Raw genomic sequence first — 21,608 nt, 5'->3', positions numbered from 1 at the left:
GGGCTGCTCACGATTGGGTCGTCGGCACGCGCGTCGGAAGCTGCGCCGCCGCGTCCGGATCGACTAGCCACAACGTGCGCTCGAGACCGCGCGGACCGGCCGAGGGCACCTCGGTGCGCTCCGCGCCGCTCAGCGCCTTCGCGACCGCCTCGGCCTTGCCCTCGCCGGAGGCGACGAACCAGATCTGTTTCGCCGCGTCGAGGGCGGTGAAGGTCAGCGACAGCCGGTCCGGCGGCGGCTTGGGCGACTCGTGCACGGCGATGACGGACGTGTCGAGCACCCGGGTGCCGGGGTGGTGCGGGAACAGCGAGCAGCAGTGGCCGTCCGGGCCCACGCCCAACAGGACGACGTCGAACGCGGGCACCAGACCGCTGCCGCCGACCGCGGCGAGCTCGCTGGCGTAGGACTGCGCGGCGGCCTCGGCGTCAGGGAAGCCGGCGTCGGACGACGGCATCCGGTGCAGCTTCGCGGGCTCGAGGGGCAGGGCGTCGAACGCCTTGGCCAGCGCGGGCAGGTCGTTGCGGTCGTCGGAGTCGGCGGGCACGTAGCGCTCATCGCCCCACCAGACGTGCACCCGGCGCCAGTCGAGCGCCTCGATTCCGGCCGGGGTGGCGAGTTGGGTGAGCGCTGCTTCCAGAATGCCGCCCCCGGTGACGACGAGATGCGCGTCGGCGCCGCCGGCGAGTGCTGTCTCCAGCGTGTCGAGCGTGCGGCGGGCGACCGCGGCGGCGAGTTGGTCGGCCCCGGCCTCGACGAGCACCTCCGGCTCGGCGCTCACGACGCGTGCTCCGACTTCGCCGCCTCGACCGGGTCGTACCAGATGTGCTTGCGCGACGGCGAGCGTTCCTCGAGCCCCTGCACGCCGGTGACTGCGGACAGCGCCTCGGCGTACACATGGTCGTGGTCGAGCCGACGCAGCTCCTCGGCCAGCAGCTCGCCCGGGCCGCGCTGACCGAACGGCTGGAACGAGTCCTGCTGCCCTTCCCGGCGCAGCACCAAGTTGCCGCCTTCGAGCCGTGCGGTGGTGGTGCGGTCGTCGTCGAAGGCGAACTCCACGCCGCTGATCGGCTCGTCGTCGGCGCCCTCGACGGCGACGTCGAGGCCGAGCCGCGCAGTGAGCCAACCGGCGAGCAGGCGCGCGGACGGCTCGTTCGTCCCACCGTTGACGGTCGCCGACGTCGCCGTGTGCTGCGCGCCGTCGAAGGCCGAGGCCAGCGCGGCGCGCCACGGCGTGAGCCGTGTCCAGGCCAGGTCGGTGTCGCCGGGCGCGAAGTCCTCGGCCCGCTGCTGCAACGCCTCGTTCGGGTCGGGCATGCGCAGCACATCAGTGATCCGGCGCTCGGCGAACACCCCCAATGGGTCGTGCGCGATCTTTTCCGGGACGGCGCTGTGCCACCACGTCACCACCGGCGCGTCTGGGGCGAGCAGCGGCAAAGTCACCGACTCGGCATGCAGGCCGAGTCGGCCGTACATCCGCAGCACGACCGATTCGCCGGGGCCCAGCCGACCGCCGATGGTGACCTCGGCGTCAAGCCGCGGCACCGCGGCGTCGAGATGCCGACGGATGACCATGAGCAGCCGCATGGGGTGGTGGCTGGCCGCGATGGTCGCCGCCTCTTCGGCTTCCTCGACGTCTGGATGGTCGACCACCACGACGAGGGTCAGCGCGTTGCCGCTGGTGACCGCGCCGCCGGTCCGCCGCTCGGCGGCCAGCGCCTTGACCACCGCGGTGCCGGTGGTGTCCCAGAGCGTGGTCACGGGCGCCTCCATTGCCGGCCGTCGCGGGCGAGCATGTCGTCGGCTTCCTTCGGCCCCCACTCGCCGGCGCGGTACAAAAACGGCGGATGGTCGGCCCAGAACTCCTCGAGCGGGTCGATGACCCGCCAGGACGCCTCGACCTCCTCGCTGCGCGGGAAGAGCGTCGCGTCGCCGACGAGAACGTCGAGGATCAGCCGCTCGTAGGCCTCCGGGGAGGACTCGGTGAACGCCTCGCCGTAGAGGAAGTCCATCGAGACGTCGCGGACCTCCATCGAGCTGCCCGGCACCTTGGAGCCGAACTTGAGGGTGACGCCTTCGTCGGGCTGGACGCGGATGACGAGCTGGTTGTGGCCGAGCTCCTGGGTGTCGGTCTTGCTGAACGGCAGATGCGGCGCCTTCTTGAACGAGACGCCGATCTCGGTGACCCGTTTCGGCAGCCGCTTGCCGGTGCGCAGGTAGAACGGCACGCCGGCCCAGCGGCGGGTCTCCACGCCGAGGCGCACCGCCGCATAGGTCTCGGTCGTCGAGTCGCCGGGGATGCCGTCCTCGTCGCGAAAGGCGCGAGCGCGCTCGCCGGCGAGCCAGCCCTGGTCGTACTGGCCGCGGATCGCGTACTCGCCGAGATCCGGCGGCAGCGAGATCGCTCGCAGCGTCTTCAACTTCTCGATGCGCACGGGTTCGGGGGAGAACTCGACCGGTTCTTCCATCGCGGTGAGCGCGAGCAGCTGAAGCAGGTGGTTCTGCAGCACGTCGCGCGCCGCGCCGGTGGCCTGGTAGAAGGCGGCGCGGCCGCCGATGCCGACGTCTTCGGCCATGGTGATCTGCACCGAGTCGACGTAGTTCGCGTTCCACAGCGGCTCGAACCACAGGTTCGCGAACCGCAGGGCCAGCAGGTTCTGGACCGTCTCCTTGCCGAGGTAATGATCGATCCGGTACACGTCGCGCGGCGGGAACACCGAGTCCACGAGGCCGTTGAGCTCGAGCGCCGAGGGCAGGTCGTGACCAAACGGCTTCTCCACGACGACCCGGCGCCACCCCCCGGCGTGCTCGGCGTCGGCCAGCTTCGTGCGCTCCATCTGCTTCAGCACCGGCGGGAACAGCGACGGCGGGACGGACAGGTAGAACGCGGCGTTGCCCTGGATGCCGTGCGACTCGCGCAGCTCGGCCATCACCTCGACGAGCTGATCGAAGGCCTGGTCGTCGTCGAAAGCGCCCTCGACGAACTTGGTGTTGCTAGCCAGCCGCTTCCAGACGTCCTCGCGCCAGTCGGTGCGCGCGCCGTCGCGCGCGCTCTTGCGGGCCAGCGCCTCGAACGAGCCGCCGCCCGGCCAGTCTGCGCGGGAATAGCCGATCATCACGAAGTCCGTCGGCAGCAGGCCGCGGTTGGCGAGGTCGTAGATCGCCGGGATCAGCTTCTTGCGCGACAGGTCGCCGCCGATGCCGAAGATGACGAGCGCGCACGGCTCAGGGACTCGCGGCAGCCGGCGGTCGGCCGGGTCGCGCAGCGGGTTCGTCCCGTCGGCGCCGAAATCGCCGAGCCGCTGCCCGACCGCGGCCGGAGTGGCCGGCCGGCCGGCTTTGTCCGTCGTCGAGTCGGTTGTCGAGTCGGTCGTCGCGTCCGTCGTCGCGTCGGTCTCGCTCATCTACTTGACGGCGTCCAGCTGGCTCTGCACGCTCTCGGCGAGCTGGGCGTAGGAGTCCTCGAACTTCTGCACGCCCTCGACCTCGAGCAGCTCGATGAACTCGTCGTAGTCGATGCCGAGGGACTTGAGGTCGTCGATCACCTTGCGGGCGTCGGCGTAGGTGCCGGCGATCGTGTTGCCGCGCACCTCGCCGTGGTCGTCGACCGCGTCCAGGGTGGCCTCCGGCATGGTGTTGACCGTGTTCGGCGCGACGAGTTCGACGACATACATGGTGTCGTCGTAGGCCGGGTCCTTGACGCCGGTCGACGCCCACAGCGGCCGCTGCACATTCGCCCCGGCCTCGGCCAGCTTCTGCCACCGCTCGGAGGCGATGACCTTTTCATAGCGCTCATAGGCCAGCCGGGCGTTGGCGATGGCGGCCTTGCCGCGCAACGCCTTCGCCTCGTCGGTGCCGATCTTGTCCAGCCGCTTGTCGACCTCGCTGTCCACCCGGGACACGAAGAACGAGGCGACGGAGCGGATCGTCGACAGGTCGACGCCCTTCTCCTGGGCCTGCTCCAGGCCGGCGAGGTAGGCGTCCATCACCGCGTCGTAGCGATCGAGACCGAAGATCAGCGTCACGTTCACGCTGATGCCCTCGGCGGTCGCGGCGGTGATCGACGGCAGGCCCTCGAGGGTGGCCGGGATCTTGATCAGGACGTTCGGCCGGTCGACCAGCCACCACAGGCCCTTGGCCTCGGCCGTGGTGCGCTCGGTGTCGTGCGCCAGCCGCGGGTCGACCTCGATCGACACCCGGCCGTCCTGCCCGCCGGTCTGGTCGTAGAGCGGCCGCAGCACGTCGCAGGCCCACCGGATGTCGTAGCCCATCAGGTAGCGGACCGCGTCGTCGATCGGGATCTGCCGCACCGCGAGCTCGCGCGCCTGGTCCTCGTAGGCGTCACCCTTGTCCAGCGCCTTCTGGAAGATCGTCGGGTTGCTCGTCACGCCGACCACGTGCTTGTCCGCGACCAGATGCGCCAGGTTTCCCGTGCGCAGCCGTTCCCGGCTGATGTCGTCCAGCCAGACGGACACGCCCGCGCCGGACAGCTTGAACAGTGCGTCGCTCATTGGTCGCTCCTCGCGAAATGTTCTGGTGCTCAGTTGCCGGTGGTGGTGTCGCGGATGAGGCCGGCGCGGTTCATCGCCGAATGCGCGGCGGCCAGGACGCGATCGGGGGTGAACCCGAACTGCTCGAACAGCACCTCGCCCTCGGCGCTGGCGCCGAAGTGGTCGATCGCGATCAGCTCGCCGCTGTCGCCGATGATCTCGTGCCAGCCCTGCGGGACGCCGGCCTCGATGCCGACCCGGGCCTTGATGTCCGGCGGCAGCACGGTCTGCTGGTAGGACGCCGGCTGGTCGTGGAACCACTCGAAGCACGGCATGGACACCACCCGGGTGGGCGTGCCCTCGGCCTCGAGCTGCTCGCGCGCCGTGATGGCGAGCTCCACCTCGGAGCCCGTCGCGATCAAGATGATCTTCGGCAGGCCTTCGGACGCCTCTTCGAGGATGTAGCCTCCGCGGCCGGCGTCCTTCGTCTTCTCCGGGTCCAGCACCGTCAGGTTCTGCCGGGACAGCGCCAGGCCGACCGGCCCGTCGGTCTTCTCCAGGATCTTGCGCCACGCCACAGCGGTCTCGTTGGCGTCCGCGGGCCGGACGACGTCCAGGCCGGGGATCGCGCGCAGGGCGGCGAGGTGCTCCACCGGCTGGTGCGTCGGGCCGTCGCCGCCCAGGCCGATCGAGTCGTGCGTCCACACGAAGATCGACGGGATCTTCATCAGCGCGGCCAGCCGAACCGGCGGGCGCATGTAGTCGCTGAACACGAGGAACGTGCCGCCGTAGACGCGGGTGCCGCCGTGCAGCGTGATGCCGTTGATGATCGCGCCCATCGCGTGCTCGCGGATGCCGAAGTGCAGCGTGCGGCCGTACGGGCCGCCCGGCCACTCCTTGGTCTGGTGGGCGGAGGGGATGAAGCTCGGCTGGCCGTCCATCGTCGTGTTGTTGCTCTCGGCGAGGTCGGCCGAGCCGCCCCACAGCTCCGGCAGCGTGTCGGCCAGGCCGACCAGCACGTTGCCCGACGCCTTGCGGGTCGACACCGAGTTCGGCTTGCCGTCCTTCTCGGTCGGGAAGGACAGCAGCGCGGCGTGCCAACCGTCGGGCAGGGTGCGGGTCGCCAACCGCTGCTGCAGCTGATAGCGCTCAGGGTTGTCCTTCGCCCACGCGTCGAACTGCTCCTGCCAAGCGGCGTGCGCCTCGCGACCCCGGTTGACGACCTTGCGGGCGTGCTCGAGGACGTCGCCGGCGACAGCGAAGGTGACGTCCGGGTCGAAGCCGAGGATCTCCTTCGTCTTGCGGATCTCCTCATCGCCCAACGCGCTGCCGTGCGCCTTGCCGGTGTTCTGCTTGGTGGGCGCGGGCCAGCCGATGATCGTGCGGACCGCGATGATCGACGGCTTGTCGACGACGGCCTTCGCCTTGCCGATCGCCTTCTCCAGCGCAGTGACGTCCTCGCCGGAGTCGACGCGCTGCACGTGCCAGCCGTACGCCTCGTAGCGCTTCAGGACGTCTTCGCTGAACGCGACGGCGGTGTCGTCCTCGATCGAGATGTGGTTGTCGTCGTAGAACAGGATCAGGTTGCCGAGCTGCTGGTGCCCGGCGAGCGAGGACGCCTCGGAGGAGACGCCTTCCTCGAGACAGCCGTCGCCGGCGACGACATAGATGTGGTGGTCGAACAGCGACTCGCCGGGCGCCGGGTCGGGATCGAACAGGCCGCGCTCGCGGCGCGCGGACATTGCCATGCCGACGGCGTTCGCGACGCCCTGGCCGAGCGGGCCGGTGGTGACTTCGACGCCGAGCGTGTGGCCGAACTCGGGGTGGCCCGGGGTGCGCGAGCCCCAGGTGCGCAGCGACTCGATGTCGCCGAGGTCCAGGCCGTAGCCGGACAGGAAAAGCTGGCAGTACTGGGTGAGCGAGGCGTGCCCGTTGGACAGCACGAACCGGTCACGGCCGATCCAGGTCGGCTCGGTCGGGTCGTGGCGCAGGATGCGCTGGTAGAGCAGGTAGGCCAACGGGGCGAGGCTCATCGGGGTGCCGGGGTGCCCGCTGCCGGCCTTCTGCACAGCGTCCGCGGCGAGCAGCCGGGCGGTGTCGACCGCCTTCGTGTCGAGGTCGGTCCACCAGTCAGGGTGGGTGGTCTTGACGCCGTCCGCAGGCTTTGAGTCAGTGTCGGTCACGGACGATGTGTCCTTTCCGTAGCGCAGGTCGTCTGGCGTCTGGACAAGACGTCGGAAGCGGTTTCAGTTGTGGTCATACCCACTGCAAGCGTAGCCACACCGGTCCTTGCGACGCGGGGGCTGCGCGGATTGCCCGCCCGGCCTCAGCGGTGTGCTCAACGGCGCGCCGCGGTGCGGTCGGCGGCGAGCTCGTAGCGGGTCGCCGGCTGAGGCTGGCTGCGACGCCGCCCGGGGCGGCAGTTAGGCTGCTCCCGTGACGCAGACCCCCGTCGCGACCCCCCGGGTCGCGCCGGCCCGCCGGGGCCCGAAGGGCATTGCCGCACCCGCTCTGCCGGCACGGCAGCGTCGCGGCCAGGGCGCCTCACGCACTCGGCTCGCCGCGTTTGTCGCCTTGACGAAGCCGCGGATCATCGAGCTGCTGCTCGTCACCACGCTGCCTGCGATGATCCTGGCGGCAGGCGGACTGCCGCCCTGGCTGACGGTGGTCGCGACGATGGTCGGCGGCACCCTCGCGGCCGGCAGCGCGAACGCGCTCAACTGCTACCTCGACCGCGACATCGACGCGGTCATGCGCCGCACCGGGCATCGGCCGCTGGCCCGGCAGGACGTCTCCCCGCGCAGCGCGCTGATCTTCGGCGTCGCGCTCGGCGTGGTCAGCATCGCGCTGATGGCGGCGGCGACGAATCTGCTGGCCGCCGGCCTGACCGCCGCCGCGATCGCGTTCTACGTCGTCGTTTACACGATGCTGCTCAAGCGGCGCACCTCGCAGAACATCGTCTGGGGTGGGGCTGCCGGCTGCATGCCGGTCCTGATCGGCTGGGCCGCAGTCACCGGTTCGCTCGCCTGGGCCCCGATAGCGCTGTTCGCGATCGTCTTCTTCTGGACGCCGCCGCACTTCTGGGCGCTCGCTATCCGCTACCGCGAGGACTACGCGCGGGCCGGCGTGCCGATGCTGCCCGTGGTCGCCTCGCCGCAGCGGGTCGCCCGCGAGATCGTCGGCTATTCGTGGCTGACTGTCGCCGCGTCGTTGGCGTTGTGGCCGCTGGCGACGGGGTGGGTCTACGGCGTGCTCGCGGCGATCGCCGGTTGCGCGCTCGTCGGCGCTGCGCACCGGTTGCTCGCGCGCACGAAGCGCGGCGCCGACGCGAAGGCCGCGATGAGCCTGTTCCATCTGTCGAACAGCTACCTCGCGTTCGTCTTCGTCGCGGTCGCGGTCGACACCTTCGTCCGCTGAGCACGAGCGGTTCGCCCGTAGGATCGCTCAAGTGCCCGACGTGCTGCTGGCGACCTGTGCCGACCTCCCGCACGGCGACGAGGACGCCGAGCTGCTGACCGCGGCTCTGCGCCGCGCCGGAGTCGACCCGCACTGGGCGGCCTGGACCGACCCGGCCGTGGACTGGTCCGCGGGCCTGACCGTGCTGCGCTCCACCTGGGACTACACCGCCAAGCGGGAGCGCTTCCTCGACTGGGTGCGCGCCCTGCCGCAGGTGGCGAACCCCGCGGACGTCGTCGTCTGGAACACCGACAAGGTCTACCTGCGCGACCTCGCCGCGGCCGGCGTCCCGATCGTCGAGACCGCGTTCGCCGCGCCGGGCGAGCCGGTGGCGTTCCCGGTGGACGGCGAGGTCGTCGTGAAGCCGTCCGTCGGCGCCGGCTCGCGCGGCGCCGGCCGGTTCACCGCCGACCGTCGTTCCGCGGCCGCCGAGCACGCCGCCGCCCTGCATGCGGCTGGTCGCACGGTGCTCGTCCAGCCGTATCTCGCCGACGTCGACGACGCGGGCGAGACGGCGCTGATCCACGTCGACGGCAGGTTCACGCACGCGATCCGCAAGGGTCCGATGCTGCCCGCCGGGGTGGCCCACCCGGTGCAGGGCCACGAGCTGTACGTCGAGGAAAGGATCGACGCCCGCGCGCCGGCGCCGGCCGAGCTCGAGGTAGCGGCGGCCGCGCTGGCGCACGTGCGCGACCGGTTCGACGCCGTCCCGCTGTACGCGCGGGTCGACCTGCTGCCGTCGCCGGCCGGACCAGTCGTGATCGAGCTGGAGCTGGTCGAGCCGTCGTTGTTCCTCAGCTACGCCGCGGACGGCGGGCCTGATGCGCTGAGTCCTGCCGACCTGCTCGCCGCCGCGATCGCGGCACGCCGGTGACGGCGCCCGCAGGCACCTCGCCCGGCATCCCGGCGCTGCCGACGGTCGCCGAAGACCGAGTCCGCGCGCTGCGCCGGATGAAGGCCGTCGCCGGGTCGCTGCTGCTGACCGCCGCCGCCGTCTACATCGTCTGCCGCGCGGTCGGGCACGGCGACGGCGCGTGGGGCTACCTGCAGGCGGCTGCCGAGGCGTCGATGGTCGGCGGACTGGCCGACTGGTTCGCCGTCACCGCGCTGTTCCGGCATCCGCTGCGGCTGCCGATCCCGCACACCGCGATCATCCCGAGCAAGAAGGACCAGATCGGCGAGGCGCTGGCTGGCTTCGTCCAGCAGTACTTCCTGACCACCGAGATCGTCAGCGAGCGCGTCGCGGCGGCCAAAGTTCCGCAGCGGATGGGGGAGTGGCTGGCCGATCCCGACCACGCCCGCCGGCTGGGCGACGAGGTGAGCCTCGCCATCGGCGGGTTGGCGAGCGTGCTGCGCGACGACGAACTGCGCGACTCGGTGGCCACGTTCGCCGACAAGCGGCTGCGCGAGGCCGACATCTCGCCGCTGCTGGCGCGGCTGATCGACGCCATCCGCGACGCCGGCCAGCACCAGGCCGTGCTGACCACCGTCCTGCGCGGCACCCGCAAGTTCCTCGATCGCAACCGCGGCGAGTTCCGCAAGCGGGTGGACGAGCAGTCCTGGCTGCCGACCTTCATCGACGGCCCGTTGTTCAACGCCGGGTTCACCTGGGCGCACAACTTCCTCGGCGAGGTCATCGACGACGAGAACCACGAGCTGCGCCGCGGCTTCGACGACCAGCTGCGCGATCTGGCCGAGCGGTTGCGCACCGACCCCGAGCAGATCGCCAAGGTCGAGGCCGCCAAGCTCACGCTGCTCGACCATCCCCGAGTGCGCGAGTGGCTCGCCAGCATCTGGGGGACAGTGAAGCAGCTCGTCCTCGACGGCGCGCAGGACCCGGATTCCGAACTGCGTCGCTCGATGGAATCGCTGGTGATGCGCGCCGGCGAGGTGTTGCGCGACGACGACCAGGGCATCGCCGCGAAGGTCGACGAGGCGCTCCAGCGGGTGACCGGGCACATCGTCACGAACTACGCCGAGGATCTGACGGCCGTCATCTCGACCACCGTGCAGCGCTGGGACACCGCCGAGACGAGCCGGCGTCTCGAGCTGCAAGTGGGCCGCGACCTGCAGTTCATCCGGATCAACGGCACCGTGGTGGGCGCGCTGGCCGGCTTGGCGATCTACGCGATCAGCCGGCTGTTCTGACGGCCGGCGGCGCGCTCAACGCGGACCGCTGGACGCGGAACAGCACGTTCAGCGCGGCGATCCACACCAGGCTCGCGCCGAGCATGTGCAGCCCGACGAGCAGCGGCGGCACGTGCAGGAAGTACTGCGTGTAACCGATGACGGCCTGTCCGAGCTCGACGCCGAGCAGCACGGCGGCCGCCTGGCGAATCGAGGAGTCGGCTCGCAGCGCGGTCACCAACGCGAGCAGCCCGACCGTCAGGCCGATCAACACCATCACCGAGTCCGCGTGCAGCTGCGCCATCGAGGCGACGTTCAGCCCGGTGCGGTGCACCGTTCCGTCGTCGGCCCTGTCGCCGGCGTGCGGGCCGCTGCCGGTGACGACGGTGCCGATTGCGAGGGCGGTGGCGGTGACGAGGACGGTGAGCCGGGCGAGCAGGACGGCACCCGTCGGCACTTGCACTCGCACCGGCGCCGGCATCAGCTCAGCCGCTCCGGCGACCCGCCGCCACAGCACGAACGTGACCGCGATGATCGACATCGACAGCAGGAAGTGCAGCGCCACCAGCCACGGGTTGAGGTGCGTCAGCACAGTCAGGCCGCCGAGCACGGCTTGCGCGGGAACGCCCAGCGCGGCGGCCGTGGCGAGCGGGCGTTCCCGGCGCAGCGCCATTGCCGCGAGCCAGGTGGCCACCGCGATGATCGTCAGGACGAAGGTCAGCTGCCGGTTGGTGAACTCGATGACTCCGTGGATCGCGTACTGATGTGTCGGGGTGAGCGACCCGTTCGTGCACGACGGCCAGGTGGGGCAGCCAAGGCCGGAGTCGCTGAGCCGGACGGCGCCGCCGGTGACGACGATCGCGACGTTCGCGATCACCGAGGCGAGCGCGAGGCGCCGCAGCGCGGTCGCGGTCTGCAGCCAGCCGGGCAGCCGGCTGAACGTCCGACGCGGTTCGATGGCGGCCGTCGCGGCCGCGCGCTCGGGCGCCGTCGAGCGCACCGGGTCGTCAACGGGCCGCATGGCGAGAAGGGTAGTTCGTGCCGTGCGTCGCTCGACTCGCTCGGGCGCCGCGGGGCCGCGGGGCCGCGGCCTCAGCGCGGGTTGACCATCCGCACCGACGTCGGCGTGCCCGGGGCCCCGCCGGCCTTGCTCGGGTATTCGGGCACGCCGACGCACGTCCACAGCAGACACGCGACGTCGGCGCCGAGGAACGCGGGTATGTCGGCGTCCTGAAAGGTCATGCCGGACGCGCCGGCGCCAAGCGCGTAGGCCAACAGATGCAGCCGTCCCTCGACGATGCCGGCGGCCAAATGCGCCTCTCGGTAGCCGTGGTCGTCGAGGCCGGCGAGGTCGATCGCTGAGACGGCGACGAACGCGGCGTCGCGGGCGAGGCCCTGTTCCAAGGCCACCCGGAACGCCTCCTCGCGCAGATCGACGGCGCGCACGGCAGTGTCGAGGTCGGGCCAGCGGTACAGGCCGGGCGCGACGCCGTCGACCGAGTGCACGACCAGCCAGTGCGGGACGTCGATCCCGCGCATCGCGGCGGCCAGCATGTCGACGACCACGTCTCGCGCCAGCGCGCCCGTCGGGTCGAGCCGGCGGGTCGAGCCCCGGCGCAGCACGACCTCGTCCAGCGGCTCGCCCTGCTCGTCGGCGGCCGGCCGCACCCGCGCGCCGCGCGGCGTCTCCGGCCCGAGCCGGTCTTGGTGGCCAGCGCGCTGGGCCGCCACGACGAGCGGGAACACGACCGCGTCCGGGTCGAACTCGCCGGCGACCGCCGACGCCCGCGGCTTGAGCGCCGGCTCGCCCGAGCCGAGTCCGACCACGGCGACCGGGAACTCCTGCGCGCCGTCGGCGCCGACCAGGTCGGCGACGGCCGCGTCCGGGAATGCGGCGAACAGCCGCGCGGCAACCCCCGCCGAGTCGGCGACGGCGAGCAGCTGCGCGAGCATCGTCCCGGCGTCCCAGTAGATGTGCCGGTAGCCGCGCTCGCGGTAGCGCCAGCCGGTGCGCCACGGGACGCCGGTGACGACGACGGAAGGCGCGTCGCCGAGTGGTGCCGCGGCGACTTGCACCAGCTCGTGCGCGAGCGGGTCGTACCAGTGGACGCCCGCCGGGAGCGCGCCGCCGTCGGGGACGGCTGCGTAGAGCTCCAGTGGGAACCGCGCGCCCGCCGACCCGGCTGCGCGGAACAGCCAGCGCCGGCCGTTGCGCTCGGTGGTCCGCGTGACGCCGGCGGACAGGTAGAGCAGCCGGGCCAGCCCGGCGAGATCGAGGTCGGTCGGGTCGACCTCGGCGCCGGCGAGGACGGCCGTGGCGGCCGTCCTCGCCGGCAGCAGCTCGCGGGGCAGCGACATCCGCGGGAGGTCGGCGGGGTACTGCTTGTAGAACTTGGGAAACCGATCGGCGTCGTTCACGACGAGGTCCTGGACGATCCGCTCGTCGGGGGCGGGGTCGGTCCACTCGCGGCCGGGTTCATAGCTCGTCAGGCGGTGCAGCAGCTGCGTCGTCGTCTCGACCACCGATGGACCGTATCGCTGACGGGAACGAGGCGACTGGTCATACCCGGTTATCGAGGCCTGCGGTCAGCGCTCGGCCTGTGACCGCGGCACGGCGGTTCGCCAGGCAGCGGCCCACGTAGGCGCGGGCCGCGGCGCCGACCGGCAAACTTGGGTCTCGTGACCGCCAGTTCGCCGATCCGCCACCCGGTCCAAGCGCTCGTCACCCGCCGCGAGGACCTCGCCGAGCTGCGGGCCGAGAGCCGCATGTCCGCCTATGTCTACGGCGACGTCCTGGTCCTCGCGGCCACGGCTGGTGTCTCGGACGGGGCGGTCCGCTCCGGGGAGGCGTTGCTGGTCGTCCTCGGGGCAGTGCTGTCGACCTATGTCGCACACGTGCTGGCCGATGTCGTGGGCGCGGTGTTCGCCGGCCGCGCTTCGGCTGCGGCGCTGCTGGCCGAGGCGCGGGATTCGGTGCCGGTGCTGAGCGCGGGCCTGCCCTCGTTCGCGCTGCTCGGCACCGCCGCGCGTGGCTGGCCCACGCCCGTGTGGGCGGAGGCCCTGGCGTGCGGGATCCTGATCTTGCGGATCGCGGCGATCGGCCTGGTGTACCGCCGGCTCCGGCGCGGGACCACGGTGCAAAGCGCCCTTTGGTTCGGCGTGCTCATCGCGCTGGTCGCCGCCATCGCGGTGGCGCTCAAGTTCTTCCTGACGCACTGAGCCACTGTCGATTGCGGCCGGCACAGCAGGCAGGACGAAACGACTCAGGGGCGAGGTCCGGGGCCGGGGCGACGACGCGGCTCAGGGGCGTTGGGGGCGGGGGGCTGCGCTTGGGACTGCCTCGCCGGCGTGTAGTACGACGACGACGCCGGCAGCTGCGGCTGGGGCTGCGGCTGGGCGTACTGCGGCTGCGGCTGGGGCTGCGGCTGGGCGTACTGCGGCTGGGGCTGCGGCTGGGCGTACTGGGGCGGCGGGTACTGCGGCTGGGCATACTGCGGCTCGGCGTGCTGCCCTTCGGGGTATTGCCGCTGCGGGTATTGCTGACGGAAGTCGAACCCGCAGTTCCGGCACTGAAACGCACCTCTCTTCACGCCGTGGCCGCACACCGGGCAATCCCTCGTCTTGCGGTTGGTGACGAGCCAGAGGATGCCGAGGATGATGTCGACGATGACCCAGATGACGATGAGCGCGGTGACGCCGATGGCCGTGCCGACGTCCTTGGCGTCCTGACAGGTCTTCGCGTCGAGCGAGCCGCAGGAGCTGTCATCGTGTTGTGCCGCCACGGATCCGGCGATCACCCAGATCAACATGATGAGGTTGAAAATGACGATGACGTAGCTGAAGATGCGCCAGCCTGGTAAGAACCCCAGCCTTTTGCCATTCCGCGCCATGCAGACCCCTCCCGAGGGCGTGTTGTTTTTGAACGTAGCGTTCCTCGCCGCAGCTGCAACTCGAGCTGAGCGCCACCCGAGACCAACGGCCATGACGTCAGGGCGACGCTCGGACTCACGCAGACCGACGGACCCGGTCGGAAAGCGCGCCGATATCGACGGCATCATCACCGTCGACCCGTCGAGGACGTCCCCGTGCCGGTTGCGCTCGGAATTCTCGCCCAACTTTTCGTCTGCGCGCCTCAGAGAGGGCACCGGAATTGTCGGTACCTCTTTCTACGACGACTTCATGGCCGGGAACGAGAGCGAGCTGGACGCGGGCGATCCGGCCGCGTCGGCGCCGCGGTTGTTCATCCAGCGTCGGCCGGGGTCTGCTGCCATGGGACGTCGCGTGCGACACTTTCGTCATCGCGTTAACTAGCCGTGAGGTGGGACTCTAGTTATGGCTGACCTGTCCAAGCCGTCCAGCCCGGGGGAGTTCGATCCCTATCGGTACGGGGCGCCCGAGCCCGTTGCGCCGGTGGGACGCACCAGCCCGACCGGCAAGCAGATCTTGACCGCTTCCTGGGCCATGCTGAAGCGGGACCGCGAATTGATCGCGGTGCCCGTGATCGGGACGGTCGCCAGCGTCGTCGCGTTCGGTGTGCTGTTCGTGCCGGGGCTGATCCTCGGCCTCGGATCGGGTCATGAGAATCGGTTTCCGCTGTACCTGTTCGCGATCCTCGGTGGCTTCGTCGCCAGCGTGATCGGAATCTTCTTCCAGTCCGCACTGGTGATCGGCGCCTACCAGCGCGCCGACGGGCAGGATCCGACCCTTCAGGGCGTGCTCGCGGCGGCGTGGCAGATGCGCCGGCAGATTCTGCAGTGGGCGGTGTTCACGACCATCGTCGGCACGATCATCCGGGCCGTCGAGCAGCGCCTCGGCCTGGTCGGCAGGATCCTCGGCTTCCTCGGCGGCATCGCCTGGGCCGTCGCGAGCTTCTTCGCCATCCCGGTGATCATCGCCGAGGGCGTCGGCCCGATCGAGGCGGTCAAGCGGTCCTCGAACGTCATCAAGGGCATCTGGGGCACGAGCGTGCGGACGACGCTCCGGTTCGGCGCTATTACGATCGTGTTGACGATCATTCCGTCCGTGCTGCTGGTCAGCGGCGTCATAGTCGCCACGAGCGATGCCGCCACCGGCTCGGGCGGTGTGGCCGGCGGCGTCGTCCTGGCGGCAATCGGGGCGCTGATCCTGATTGCCATGAGCATCGTGTTCGGCGCCATCGCCACCTACGCCCGCGCGTTGATCTATCGCTGGGCCACCGGACGTCCCGTCCCAGGCATCGACCCCTCCCTGTTCGCCGGGGCGTTCCGAGCGAAGAAGCGGCGACGCGGCTGACCAGCTGTGCTGGGCAACCGGTGGGGCGTCACCGTGCACGATCCCCGGGCTTGTCACCCCGTTAGACCGGCTAGTGGATCCTTGGGACCGGTCGAATGGGGTGACAACCTGACTCTTCGAACCCGTGAACGCGGCGACGCTCAGTTGCTGTAGACGCGAGTCGTGTTGATGAGCACCGCGGTGCGACCCTGCTCCACCATCGTCCGGTCGTAGGCGTCCCAGTCGTCGTGCGTGCCGCCGGCCGCGGCGAAGATCTCCCGCAGCAATTGCCGCAAGGCCTCCGCGTCGAGATCGCCGTCGGCCGGGCCGAGCAGCGTCGCCCGACCTTCGACTGTGGCCCACTTCCAGCCCGAGCGGAAGGTCACGGCGACCTGCGGACGCGCCCGGAGGTTCGCCAGTTTGACCCGTCCGTAGGTGACGAAGGCGAGCACGTCGGCGCCGGCCGCCGGATCGCGCACCACGCCGGCGTTGACCAGCGAGCTCTGGATGGTGTGGTCGGCGCGCAGCGTCGAGACGACGGCGAGCCCCTGCTCGTCGCGTCCGAGAGCGGCGGCCTCACCCAGCGTCGTCATCCGCCGAGCCTGCCACGGGGAAGCCGGTGGATCGCCGAAGGCCGGTGCATCGGGAGAGGACGTGACGGTCGTCCCTCGTGGACGGGACGCTCGGGCGGAGATCGTCGGGGACGTCGCCGACGCACCGTCGGCCCGTCACCCGGAGGTACCTCGTGTCCGTCGCCGACCCCGCGTTCGATCCGTCCGTCGCCGCAGCGCAGGGCGCTGGTCCGCACGCGGACCAGCGCACGGACCACGCGCGCGTCCCCGTCCGGCGCGACCGCCTCGTGGGCCTCGCCGTCCTCGTGGCCGGCCTCGCCTGGGATGTCGCCGGAAGCCAGCTGCATCATCACTTCGCGCCCAAGCAGGCCAGCGGCTGGCGGGAATTGCCCGTCTACGCGATCTCCGGCGTGCTGGGGTGGATCGTCGCCTATGGCATCGCCTACATCGGCCCGCATCGTGCCGTGCCGACTGCGCGCACATCGCGACGGGTGGCGCTGGGGCTCGCGCCGTTCAGCGTCATCGCCACCGCGCTGCTCTGGTACACCCCGATCCCGTTCTGCCTGGCCGCGGCGTCGGCCCAGCTGATCGTCCGCGCCCGGGCCGACGGCTCGGTCTCGCGCTGGGACCGGCCGTGCTGGGCGATCGCGGCCGCGTGCGTCGTCGTGACGATCGCGATCGAGGTCGTCCGGATCGTGCACGCCGCCGGTTAGCATGTCGCTACCTCGAAGGCGGGTGAGCACATGGCGGACGACGTCGTGACGTTCGCGCTCGCCCGGCGAGGACCGACGATCAGCCCCGCGACGCCGCCCGTCCTCGCTGCGCTCGCCGCGTGCGTCCTCTACGCCGCGACGGTGGTCGCCTCACTCGTCGACCGGTCCGCCTTCTCGTTCGCCGCCGACGACGTCGTGTGGTTCGGGGCGTGGCTGGTCTGCGCGATCGCCGGGGGCGTGCTCGCGCGGTCCGCGGCCGGGCGGCGCTACGGCTGGCTGATGCTGACCATCGGGCTCGGGGCGCAGACCGCAGCCGTCGCGGGCGTGCTCGGACCGGCCCTGCTCCGCCGGGGTGAGGCGGACGGTCTGGCCGAAGCCCTGCTGCTCGCCCGCAGCGTGCTGGCCGACCTGCCGCAGGCGCTCCTGCTGGGCTTCGGCGTCCTCGTGTTCCCGGACGGCCGGCTGCCCTCGCCGAGCCGGCGGTGGCGGGCGGTCGCGATCGCCGCCGCCGCGTGCACCGCCGTGCTGCTGGTCGGCGATCTGGTCAAGTCCGGCCGACTCGACGACGGCGCCGGCCGCACCAATCCGCTGGGCGTGCCGGCGCTGCACGCGGGCGTGCACGCCGCGCAGACCGTCGTCTTTGTCGGGCTCGTGATCGTCCTGGTCGTCAGCCTCGTCGCCCTCATCGCGCGGTGGCGGCGGGGCACCGGCGCCGAGCGCACGGCGATCGCGCTCTTCGCGACCGCCGCCCTCTGGCTGGTGGCGAGCGGACTCACCGAGCTGACGCTCGCGCTGGCGGGGCACGACAGCCCGTCGCTGCTGGGCAGCGCGGCCGAGGGCCTCGCGATCTGCAGCCTTCCCCTGGCCTCGCTCACCACGACGATGCGCCGGCAGCTGTTCGACGCCGAGGTCGTGCTCAACCGCAACCTCACCTACCTCGCGGTGACGGTGGTCGTCGTCGCCGGCTACGCCGTCGCGGTCACGATCCTCGGCACGCTGTTCGACTCGCGGTCGGCGTTCGGCATCTCGCTGCTGGTGACGGGCGTGATCGCGGTCGTGTTCGGCCCGCTGAAGCTTGCCGCCGAACGGGCCGTCGGCTACCTGCTGCTCGGCCGGCGGATGTCGCCGTACGGCGCGCTGACCACGCTCGGCCGGCGCATCGACGTCAGCCTCTCGCCCGACGAGGCCCTTGAGGCGGCCGTGCGCACCGTCGCCGAGACGTTCCGGCTGCCGTACGTCGAACTCGTCGTGGACGTCGAGCGCGAGGCCCGGACGGTCGCCGCGCACGGAACGCCGACGGCCACGCCGATCGAGGTCGCGCTCGTCCACCGGGGACGCCGCAGCGGCACGCTGCGGCTGGCGCCGCGCTCGCCGAATGAGCGGTTGACCGGGGCCGACGAACGGCTGCTCGCCGACTTCGCGGCCCGCATCGCCGGCGCCGTCGAGGCGGTCCACCTGACCGAGCAGCTGCGCCGGTCGCGGACCACGCTCGTGCAGGCCAGCGAGGAGGAGCGCCGCCGCATCCGCCGCGAGCTGCACGACGGCATCGGCCCGGTGCTGGCCAGCACCGCCCTCGCCGTGCAGCGCGTCGAGCGCCAGTTGGGCGCGGACGACGAGCGCCGCAACGCGCTGTCGACCACCCGCCTGGACGTGCAGGACGCGATCAACGACATCCGCCGCCTGGTGAACGGCCTCGGGCCCGCATCGCTCGACGAGCTTGGACTGGTCGCGGCGGTGCGGCAACGCGCAGCCGCGCTGTCCGACCACGTCGCGTTCACGGTGGAGGCGACCGCGCCGCTCGCGGGACTGCCCGCCGCGGTCGAGGTCGCCGCCTACCGGGTCGCGACCGAGGCGATGACCAACGTCGTGCGCCATGCCGGCGCGACCATCTGCACCGTGCGGTTGGCGGCTGTCGACGCCGGTCTCGAGGTCACGATCAGCGACGACGGCGTCGGAGCAGGCGCCGACGCGATCGACGGTGTGGGGATGGCGTCGATGCGCGAGCGGGTCAGCGAGCTCGGCGGTCGGGTGACGGTCAGCTCGGACGGCTCGGGAATGCAGGTGCGCGCGTGGCTGCCGGCGCTGTGACCGCGGTGATCCGGGTCGTCGTCGCCGACGACCACCCGGTGTTCCGCCGCGGGCTGTGCGCGACCCTCGACGACATCGTCGGGGTGGAGGTGGTCGACGCGGTCGGCGACGGCGCGGCCGCGATCGCGTCGGCACGGCAGCACCGGCCCGACGTCGTGCTCATGGACCTCGCCATGCCGGGTGTCGACGGCCTGACCGCCTGCCGGGCCGTCGTCGGCGAGCTTCCGGACGTCGCCGTGCTGGTGCTGACGATGAGCGACGACCCGGACTCCATCGGCGCCGCGCTGCGGGCCGGCGCCCGGGGCTACCTGCTCAAGGGCGCGGACGAGGCGGCCATCGAGCGGGCGCTGGCCTCGGTCGCGGCCGGCGAGGTCGTGCTCGCCGGCGCCGCGGCCGCTCCGGTGCTCGACGCGCTGACCGGACGGCGCACCCTAGACCGGCCCTTTCCGCAGTTGACGACCCGCGAGGTCGAGGTGCTCGACCTCGTCTCCCGCGGGCTGGGCAACATCGCCATCGCCCGCGAGCTGTGCCTGAGCGACAAGACCGTCCGCAACCAGGTGTCGACGATCCTCACCAAGCTGGGCGCCGCCGATCGCGCCGAGGCGATCGAGCTGGCTCGACAAGCCGGCCTCGGCGCCGCCGTGCGCCGGTGACCCTGATGTCGCGGCGGACTGTCCAGGTGCGGCCCGACCTCGACCGCGTGACGCGCAAACCGCGCTAAGACTTACGGAAACTCACGCGTGCCCGATAAACGCTGCAGGCACCTATGGAGCGGACCCACGCGTCAGTTGTTGGAGCTGTCCGAGCCGTGCGGCGACTAGGGCGAGATCGGCGGAGCGTGGTGCCATGATGCGTCGGTGCCAGATGAGTCCTGGTCTGACCGCTGGCGAGAACGCGAGGCTCGCCGTGCTCGTCGGGCTGAGGACCCGCGAACACAGGCGGTCCGTGCCGCTGTCGCGGCGGCGAAAGCCGAGCACGTGTCTGACCCGGCCGAGGTCCGCGCGTTGGTGATGTGGGAGATGTCGGTGCGCGGCGTCACCGAGGTTGATCCTGCAGAGCTTGATTTCTTGGTACGACTCGTCGGCTCTCCGCGCCGCACCGCGGCGGGTCTGATCGCACGGCAGGTCAGAGACCTCGCCGGGGTCGTCGGCTTCCTTCGCGACGTCGCCAGGGAGGACGCGTGGCTGAGCTCGACCGAGCCGCCGGAGGGTCTGCAGGGCGTGGCGGCCTGGCGTCCGGACCAGCTGCAGATCACGATCGACGTGCCGACCCGGGAGCTGGCGCCCGCCCGCCATGTGTTGGCCCGCCTGTTCGCCGAGGCGCCGCGCACTCGGAATAGCGGGGCGGAGTCGGATCAGGTCCGTCCCTTGGAGGTCTGGCTGTCATCACCTCAAGGCGGCGACCCGACCAGCCCGGTTGTGCTGCACATCGGCGAACACAGCATCACCGAGCTGAGTGGCGACCATGTCGATCTGGCCCGCCGACTGATCAACGCGTACGGCGACGACCAACACGCCATCGCGGTCGCCGCCGAAGCGCGCGGCCGAGACGTCGACACCGGTCGACTTCGTCTGTTCCTGCCCGACCGTCCGTAGGTGCGGATTGCTGGCTGGATTCGTGGCATGGGGACGCGCGCCGCCGAGCCGTTCCGCGCTCGATAGCTCGGCAAGCGACTGCGGCGAGGCCGAGGGCCCAGTAGCCGTCCTGCGTCAGCTCACGAGAGAGCGGCGAGCCTTGCGAAAGCGCACGATTGCGGCAGGCAACCCAGCCAAGGGCGCGATCCAGACAAAAGGGAGCCAGGGGAACGCATGAGAATCCGAAGTGGCGTACGCGGCGGTGGCACCGACGAAACCGCCGAGGAGCATCGAGCCAGGAATCAAGACCAGATAGGCCCACGGGTGCCGGACGAACCACGCGGCCGATCTCCGATTGAAGTCCCTGACAGCCATCACACCGCAGATTATGCCTAGCGCGGGCGGTCTCAGCGACCCGTCTCGGCGAGTGGCTGACGACCGATCCGTCGGTCAATCGATGGACTCGAACGCGGCGTCAGCGAGTGGCTGACGGCCACGCCGGGCGGCGACGCGGTGCCCTCACTCCCAGCGGAACCAGCGGGCGGCGGCGGGGACAGCGATGGCCGCCCACACGAGCAATGTCACCGTGTCGCGGCCCGGCAACCCGGCGCCGTGCTGCAGCACTGAATGCAGCCCGTCGGACAGGGCGGCCGACGGCAGGTACTGCAGTACGTCTCGCGCGGCGCCGCCGAATCGGTCCAGCGGAATCGCGATGCCGCCGGCGAACAGCAGGATCAGCCACACCAGGTTCGCCGCGGCTAGCGTCACCTCCGCGCGCAGCGTGCCGGCGACGAGCAGTCCGAGACCGCCGAACGCCGCCGTCCCCAACACCACGAGCAGCAACGCCGCGAGCGGATCGCCGTGCGGATGCCAGGCGAGCGCGAACCCGAATCCGCACACCAGCACCAGCTGCAGCAACTCGAGCAGCAGCACGGCAAGCGTCTTGCCGAGGATCAGCACCGAGCGCGGCAGGGCGGTGGCGCCGAGCCGTTTCAGCACCGCGTACTTGCGCTCGAAGCCGGTGCCGATCGCGAGCCCGGTGAACGCCGCGGACATGACGGCCAGCGCGATGATGCTCGGCACGACGAAGTCGATCCGCCGGGGCGTGTCGAGGGAGTAGAGAAGCGGCAGGTTGAAGAAGAACAACAACAACAGCGGGATCAGCAGCGTGAGCCCGACCTGCTCGCCGTTGCGCAACAGCAGCCGGAACTCCATCCGGGTCTGCGCGGCGAGCATCCGGCCGCGCGACGCCGGCGCCGGCGCCGGCGCGAAAGACAGCGGACCAGTCTCAGGCGAAAAGCTCATGGGGGTGCTCATGCGGGGTCCCCGCGGAATCGTGAA

19 protein-coding genes are annotated in these 21,608 nt (G+C 71.3%); 9 read left to right on the top strand and 10 right to left on the bottom strand.

The window, feature by feature from the left end:
• Positions 1-7: 7 nt before the first annotated feature.
• The 5 genes from pgl to tkt are packed head-to-tail and all read right to left on the bottom strand — an operon-like array spanning position 8 to position 6,670.
• The gene (pgl, locus tag ACFFBG_RS04510) at positions 8-778 is read right to left on the bottom strand and encodes a 6-phosphogluconolactonase (protein ID WP_375475999.1); all 771 of its coding nucleotides are present in this window, start codon (positions 776-778) and stop codon (positions 8-10) included.
• Positions 775-1,758 (bottom strand): glucose-6-phosphate dehydrogenase assembly protein OpcA, encoded by a 984-nt coding sequence (locus ACFFBG_RS04505; RefSeq protein ID WP_375475997.1) that lies wholly within the window; start codon positions 1,756-1,758, stop codon positions 775-777. Before ACFFBG_RS04505 ends, pgl begins: the two co-directional genes overlap by 4 nt.
• Positions 1,755-3,401 carry a glucose-6-phosphate dehydrogenase gene (gene zwf, locus ACFFBG_RS04500; RefSeq protein WP_375475995.1) on the bottom strand — a complete coding sequence of 549 codons (1,647 nt, stop codon included), beginning with the start codon at positions 3,399-3,401 and terminating at the stop codon, positions 1,755-1,757. Before zwf ends, ACFFBG_RS04505 begins: the two co-directional genes overlap by 4 nt.
• The gene (tal, locus tag ACFFBG_RS04495; RefSeq protein WP_375475993.1) at positions 3,402-4,508 is read right to left on the bottom strand and encodes a transaldolase; all 1,107 of its coding nucleotides are present in this window, start codon (positions 4,506-4,508) and stop codon (positions 3,402-3,404) included.
• A gap of 29 nt (positions 4,509-4,537) precedes the next feature.
• A complete protein-coding gene (gene tkt, locus ACFFBG_RS04490; RefSeq protein ID WP_375475991.1) occupies positions 4,538-6,670 on the bottom strand; it encodes a transketolase in 2,133 nt (710 codons plus the stop codon).
• A 253-nt stretch (positions 6,671-6,923) separates the two neighbouring features.
• On the opposite strand from tkt, the gene ACFFBG_RS04485 reads away from it, so the two are divergent.
• From ACFFBG_RS04485 to ACFFBG_RS04475, 3 genes are read left to right on the top strand one after another with little or no spacing between them, the layout of a single operon-like run.
• Positions 6,924-7,904 carry a heme o synthase gene (locus ACFFBG_RS04485; RefSeq protein ID WP_375475989.1) on the top strand — a complete coding sequence of 327 codons (981 nt, stop codon included), beginning with the start codon at positions 6,924-6,926 and terminating at the stop codon, positions 7,902-7,904.
• Positions 7,905-7,935: 31 nt separating this feature from the next.
• Complete coding sequence (locus ACFFBG_RS04480; RefSeq protein WP_375475988.1) at positions 7,936-8,817, top strand: RimK family alpha-L-glutamate ligase; 882 nt, start codon at positions 7,936-7,938, stop codon at positions 8,815-8,817.
• A complete protein-coding gene (locus ACFFBG_RS04475) occupies positions 8,814-10,091 on the top strand; it encodes a DUF445 domain-containing protein (RefSeq protein ID WP_375475986.1) in 1,278 nt (425 codons plus the stop codon). Before ACFFBG_RS04480 ends, ACFFBG_RS04475 begins: the two co-directional genes overlap by 4 nt.
• On the opposite strand, the gene ACFFBG_RS04470 is transcribed toward ACFFBG_RS04475, so the two are convergent.
• Positions 10,075-11,091, bottom strand: a complete 1,017-nt coding sequence (locus tag ACFFBG_RS04470) for a heme A synthase (protein WP_375475984.1) — start codon at positions 11,089-11,091, stop codon at positions 10,075-10,077. The genes ACFFBG_RS04475 and ACFFBG_RS04470 overlap by 17 nt on opposite strands.
• Before the next feature lie 71 nt (positions 11,092-11,162).
• Positions 11,163-12,593: a nitroreductase family protein gene (locus tag ACFFBG_RS04465; protein ID WP_375475982.1), complete on the bottom strand. Its 1,431-nt coding sequence runs from the start codon at positions 12,591-12,593 to the stop codon at positions 11,163-11,165.
• Between the two features lie 156 nt (positions 12,594-12,749).
• Here ACFFBG_RS04465 and ACFFBG_RS04460 point away from each other — a divergent pair, with 156 nt between their 5' ends.
• Positions 12,750-13,289: a hypothetical protein gene (locus tag ACFFBG_RS04460; RefSeq protein ID WP_375475980.1), complete on the top strand. Its 540-nt coding sequence runs from the start codon at positions 12,750-12,752 to the stop codon at positions 13,287-13,289.
• Positions 13,290-13,333: 44 nt separating this feature from the next.
• On the opposite strand, the gene ACFFBG_RS04455 is transcribed toward ACFFBG_RS04460, so the two are convergent.
• Positions 13,334-13,960 (bottom strand): hypothetical protein, encoded by a 627-nt coding sequence (locus ACFFBG_RS04455; RefSeq protein ID WP_375475978.1) that lies wholly within the window; start codon positions 13,958-13,960, stop codon positions 13,334-13,336.
• Between the two features lie 442 nt (positions 13,961-14,402).
• Between ACFFBG_RS04455 and ACFFBG_RS04450 the strand changes: the two genes are divergently transcribed.
• Positions 14,403-15,341 (top strand): DUF6159 family protein, encoded by a 939-nt coding sequence (locus ACFFBG_RS04450; protein ID WP_375475976.1) that lies wholly within the window; start codon positions 14,403-14,405, stop codon positions 15,339-15,341.
• Positions 15,342-15,481: 140 nt separating this feature from the next.
• On the opposite strand, the gene ACFFBG_RS04445 is transcribed toward ACFFBG_RS04450, so the two are convergent.
• Positions 15,482-15,913: a TIGR03618 family F420-dependent PPOX class oxidoreductase gene (locus ACFFBG_RS04445; RefSeq protein WP_375475974.1), complete on the bottom strand. Its 432-nt coding sequence runs from the start codon at positions 15,911-15,913 to the stop codon at positions 15,482-15,484.
• Positions 15,914-16,065: 152 nt separating this feature from the next.
• On the opposite strand from ACFFBG_RS04445, the gene ACFFBG_RS04440 reads away from it, so the two are divergent.
• The 4 genes from ACFFBG_RS04440 (at position 16,066) to ACFFBG_RS04425 (ending at position 20,288) form a co-directional block, all read left to right on the top strand.
• A complete protein-coding gene (locus ACFFBG_RS04440; protein ID WP_375475972.1) occupies positions 16,066-16,605 on the top strand; it encodes a hypothetical protein in 540 nt (179 codons plus the stop codon).
• 30 nt (positions 16,606-16,635) lie between these two features.
• Positions 16,636-18,693 carry a sensor histidine kinase gene (locus ACFFBG_RS04435; protein ID WP_375475970.1) on the top strand — a complete coding sequence of 686 codons (2,058 nt, stop codon included), beginning with the start codon at positions 16,636-16,638 and terminating at the stop codon, positions 18,691-18,693.
• Positions 18,675-19,346 carry a response regulator gene (locus ACFFBG_RS04430; protein WP_375475968.1) on the top strand — a complete coding sequence of 224 codons (672 nt, stop codon included), beginning with the start codon at positions 18,675-18,677 and terminating at the stop codon, positions 19,344-19,346. The genes ACFFBG_RS04435 and ACFFBG_RS04430 overlap by 19 nt, the downstream gene beginning before the upstream one ends.
• Positions 19,347-19,670: 324 nt before the next feature.
• Entirely contained in the window at positions 19,671-20,288 is a 618-nt protein-coding gene (locus ACFFBG_RS04425) for a hypothetical protein (RefSeq protein ID WP_375475966.1), read from the top strand.
• 498 nt (positions 20,289-20,786) lie between these two features.
• Here ACFFBG_RS04425 and ACFFBG_RS04420 read toward each other — a convergent pair whose 3' ends face one another.
• Positions 20,787-21,584 (bottom strand): ABC transporter permease, encoded by a 798-nt coding sequence (locus ACFFBG_RS04420; protein WP_375475964.1) that lies wholly within the window; start codon positions 21,582-21,584, stop codon positions 20,787-20,789.
• Positions 21,585-21,608 lie beyond the last annotated feature (24 nt).

Source organism: uncultured Jatrophihabitans sp., assembly GCF_964251945.1.
Taxonomy (GTDB): Bacteria; Actinomycetota; Actinomycetes; order Mycobacteriales; family Jatrophihabitantaceae; genus Jatrophihabitans.
Note: the sequence above shows the minus strand (reverse complement) of the source record. Positions and strands in the feature narration are given on the sequence as shown.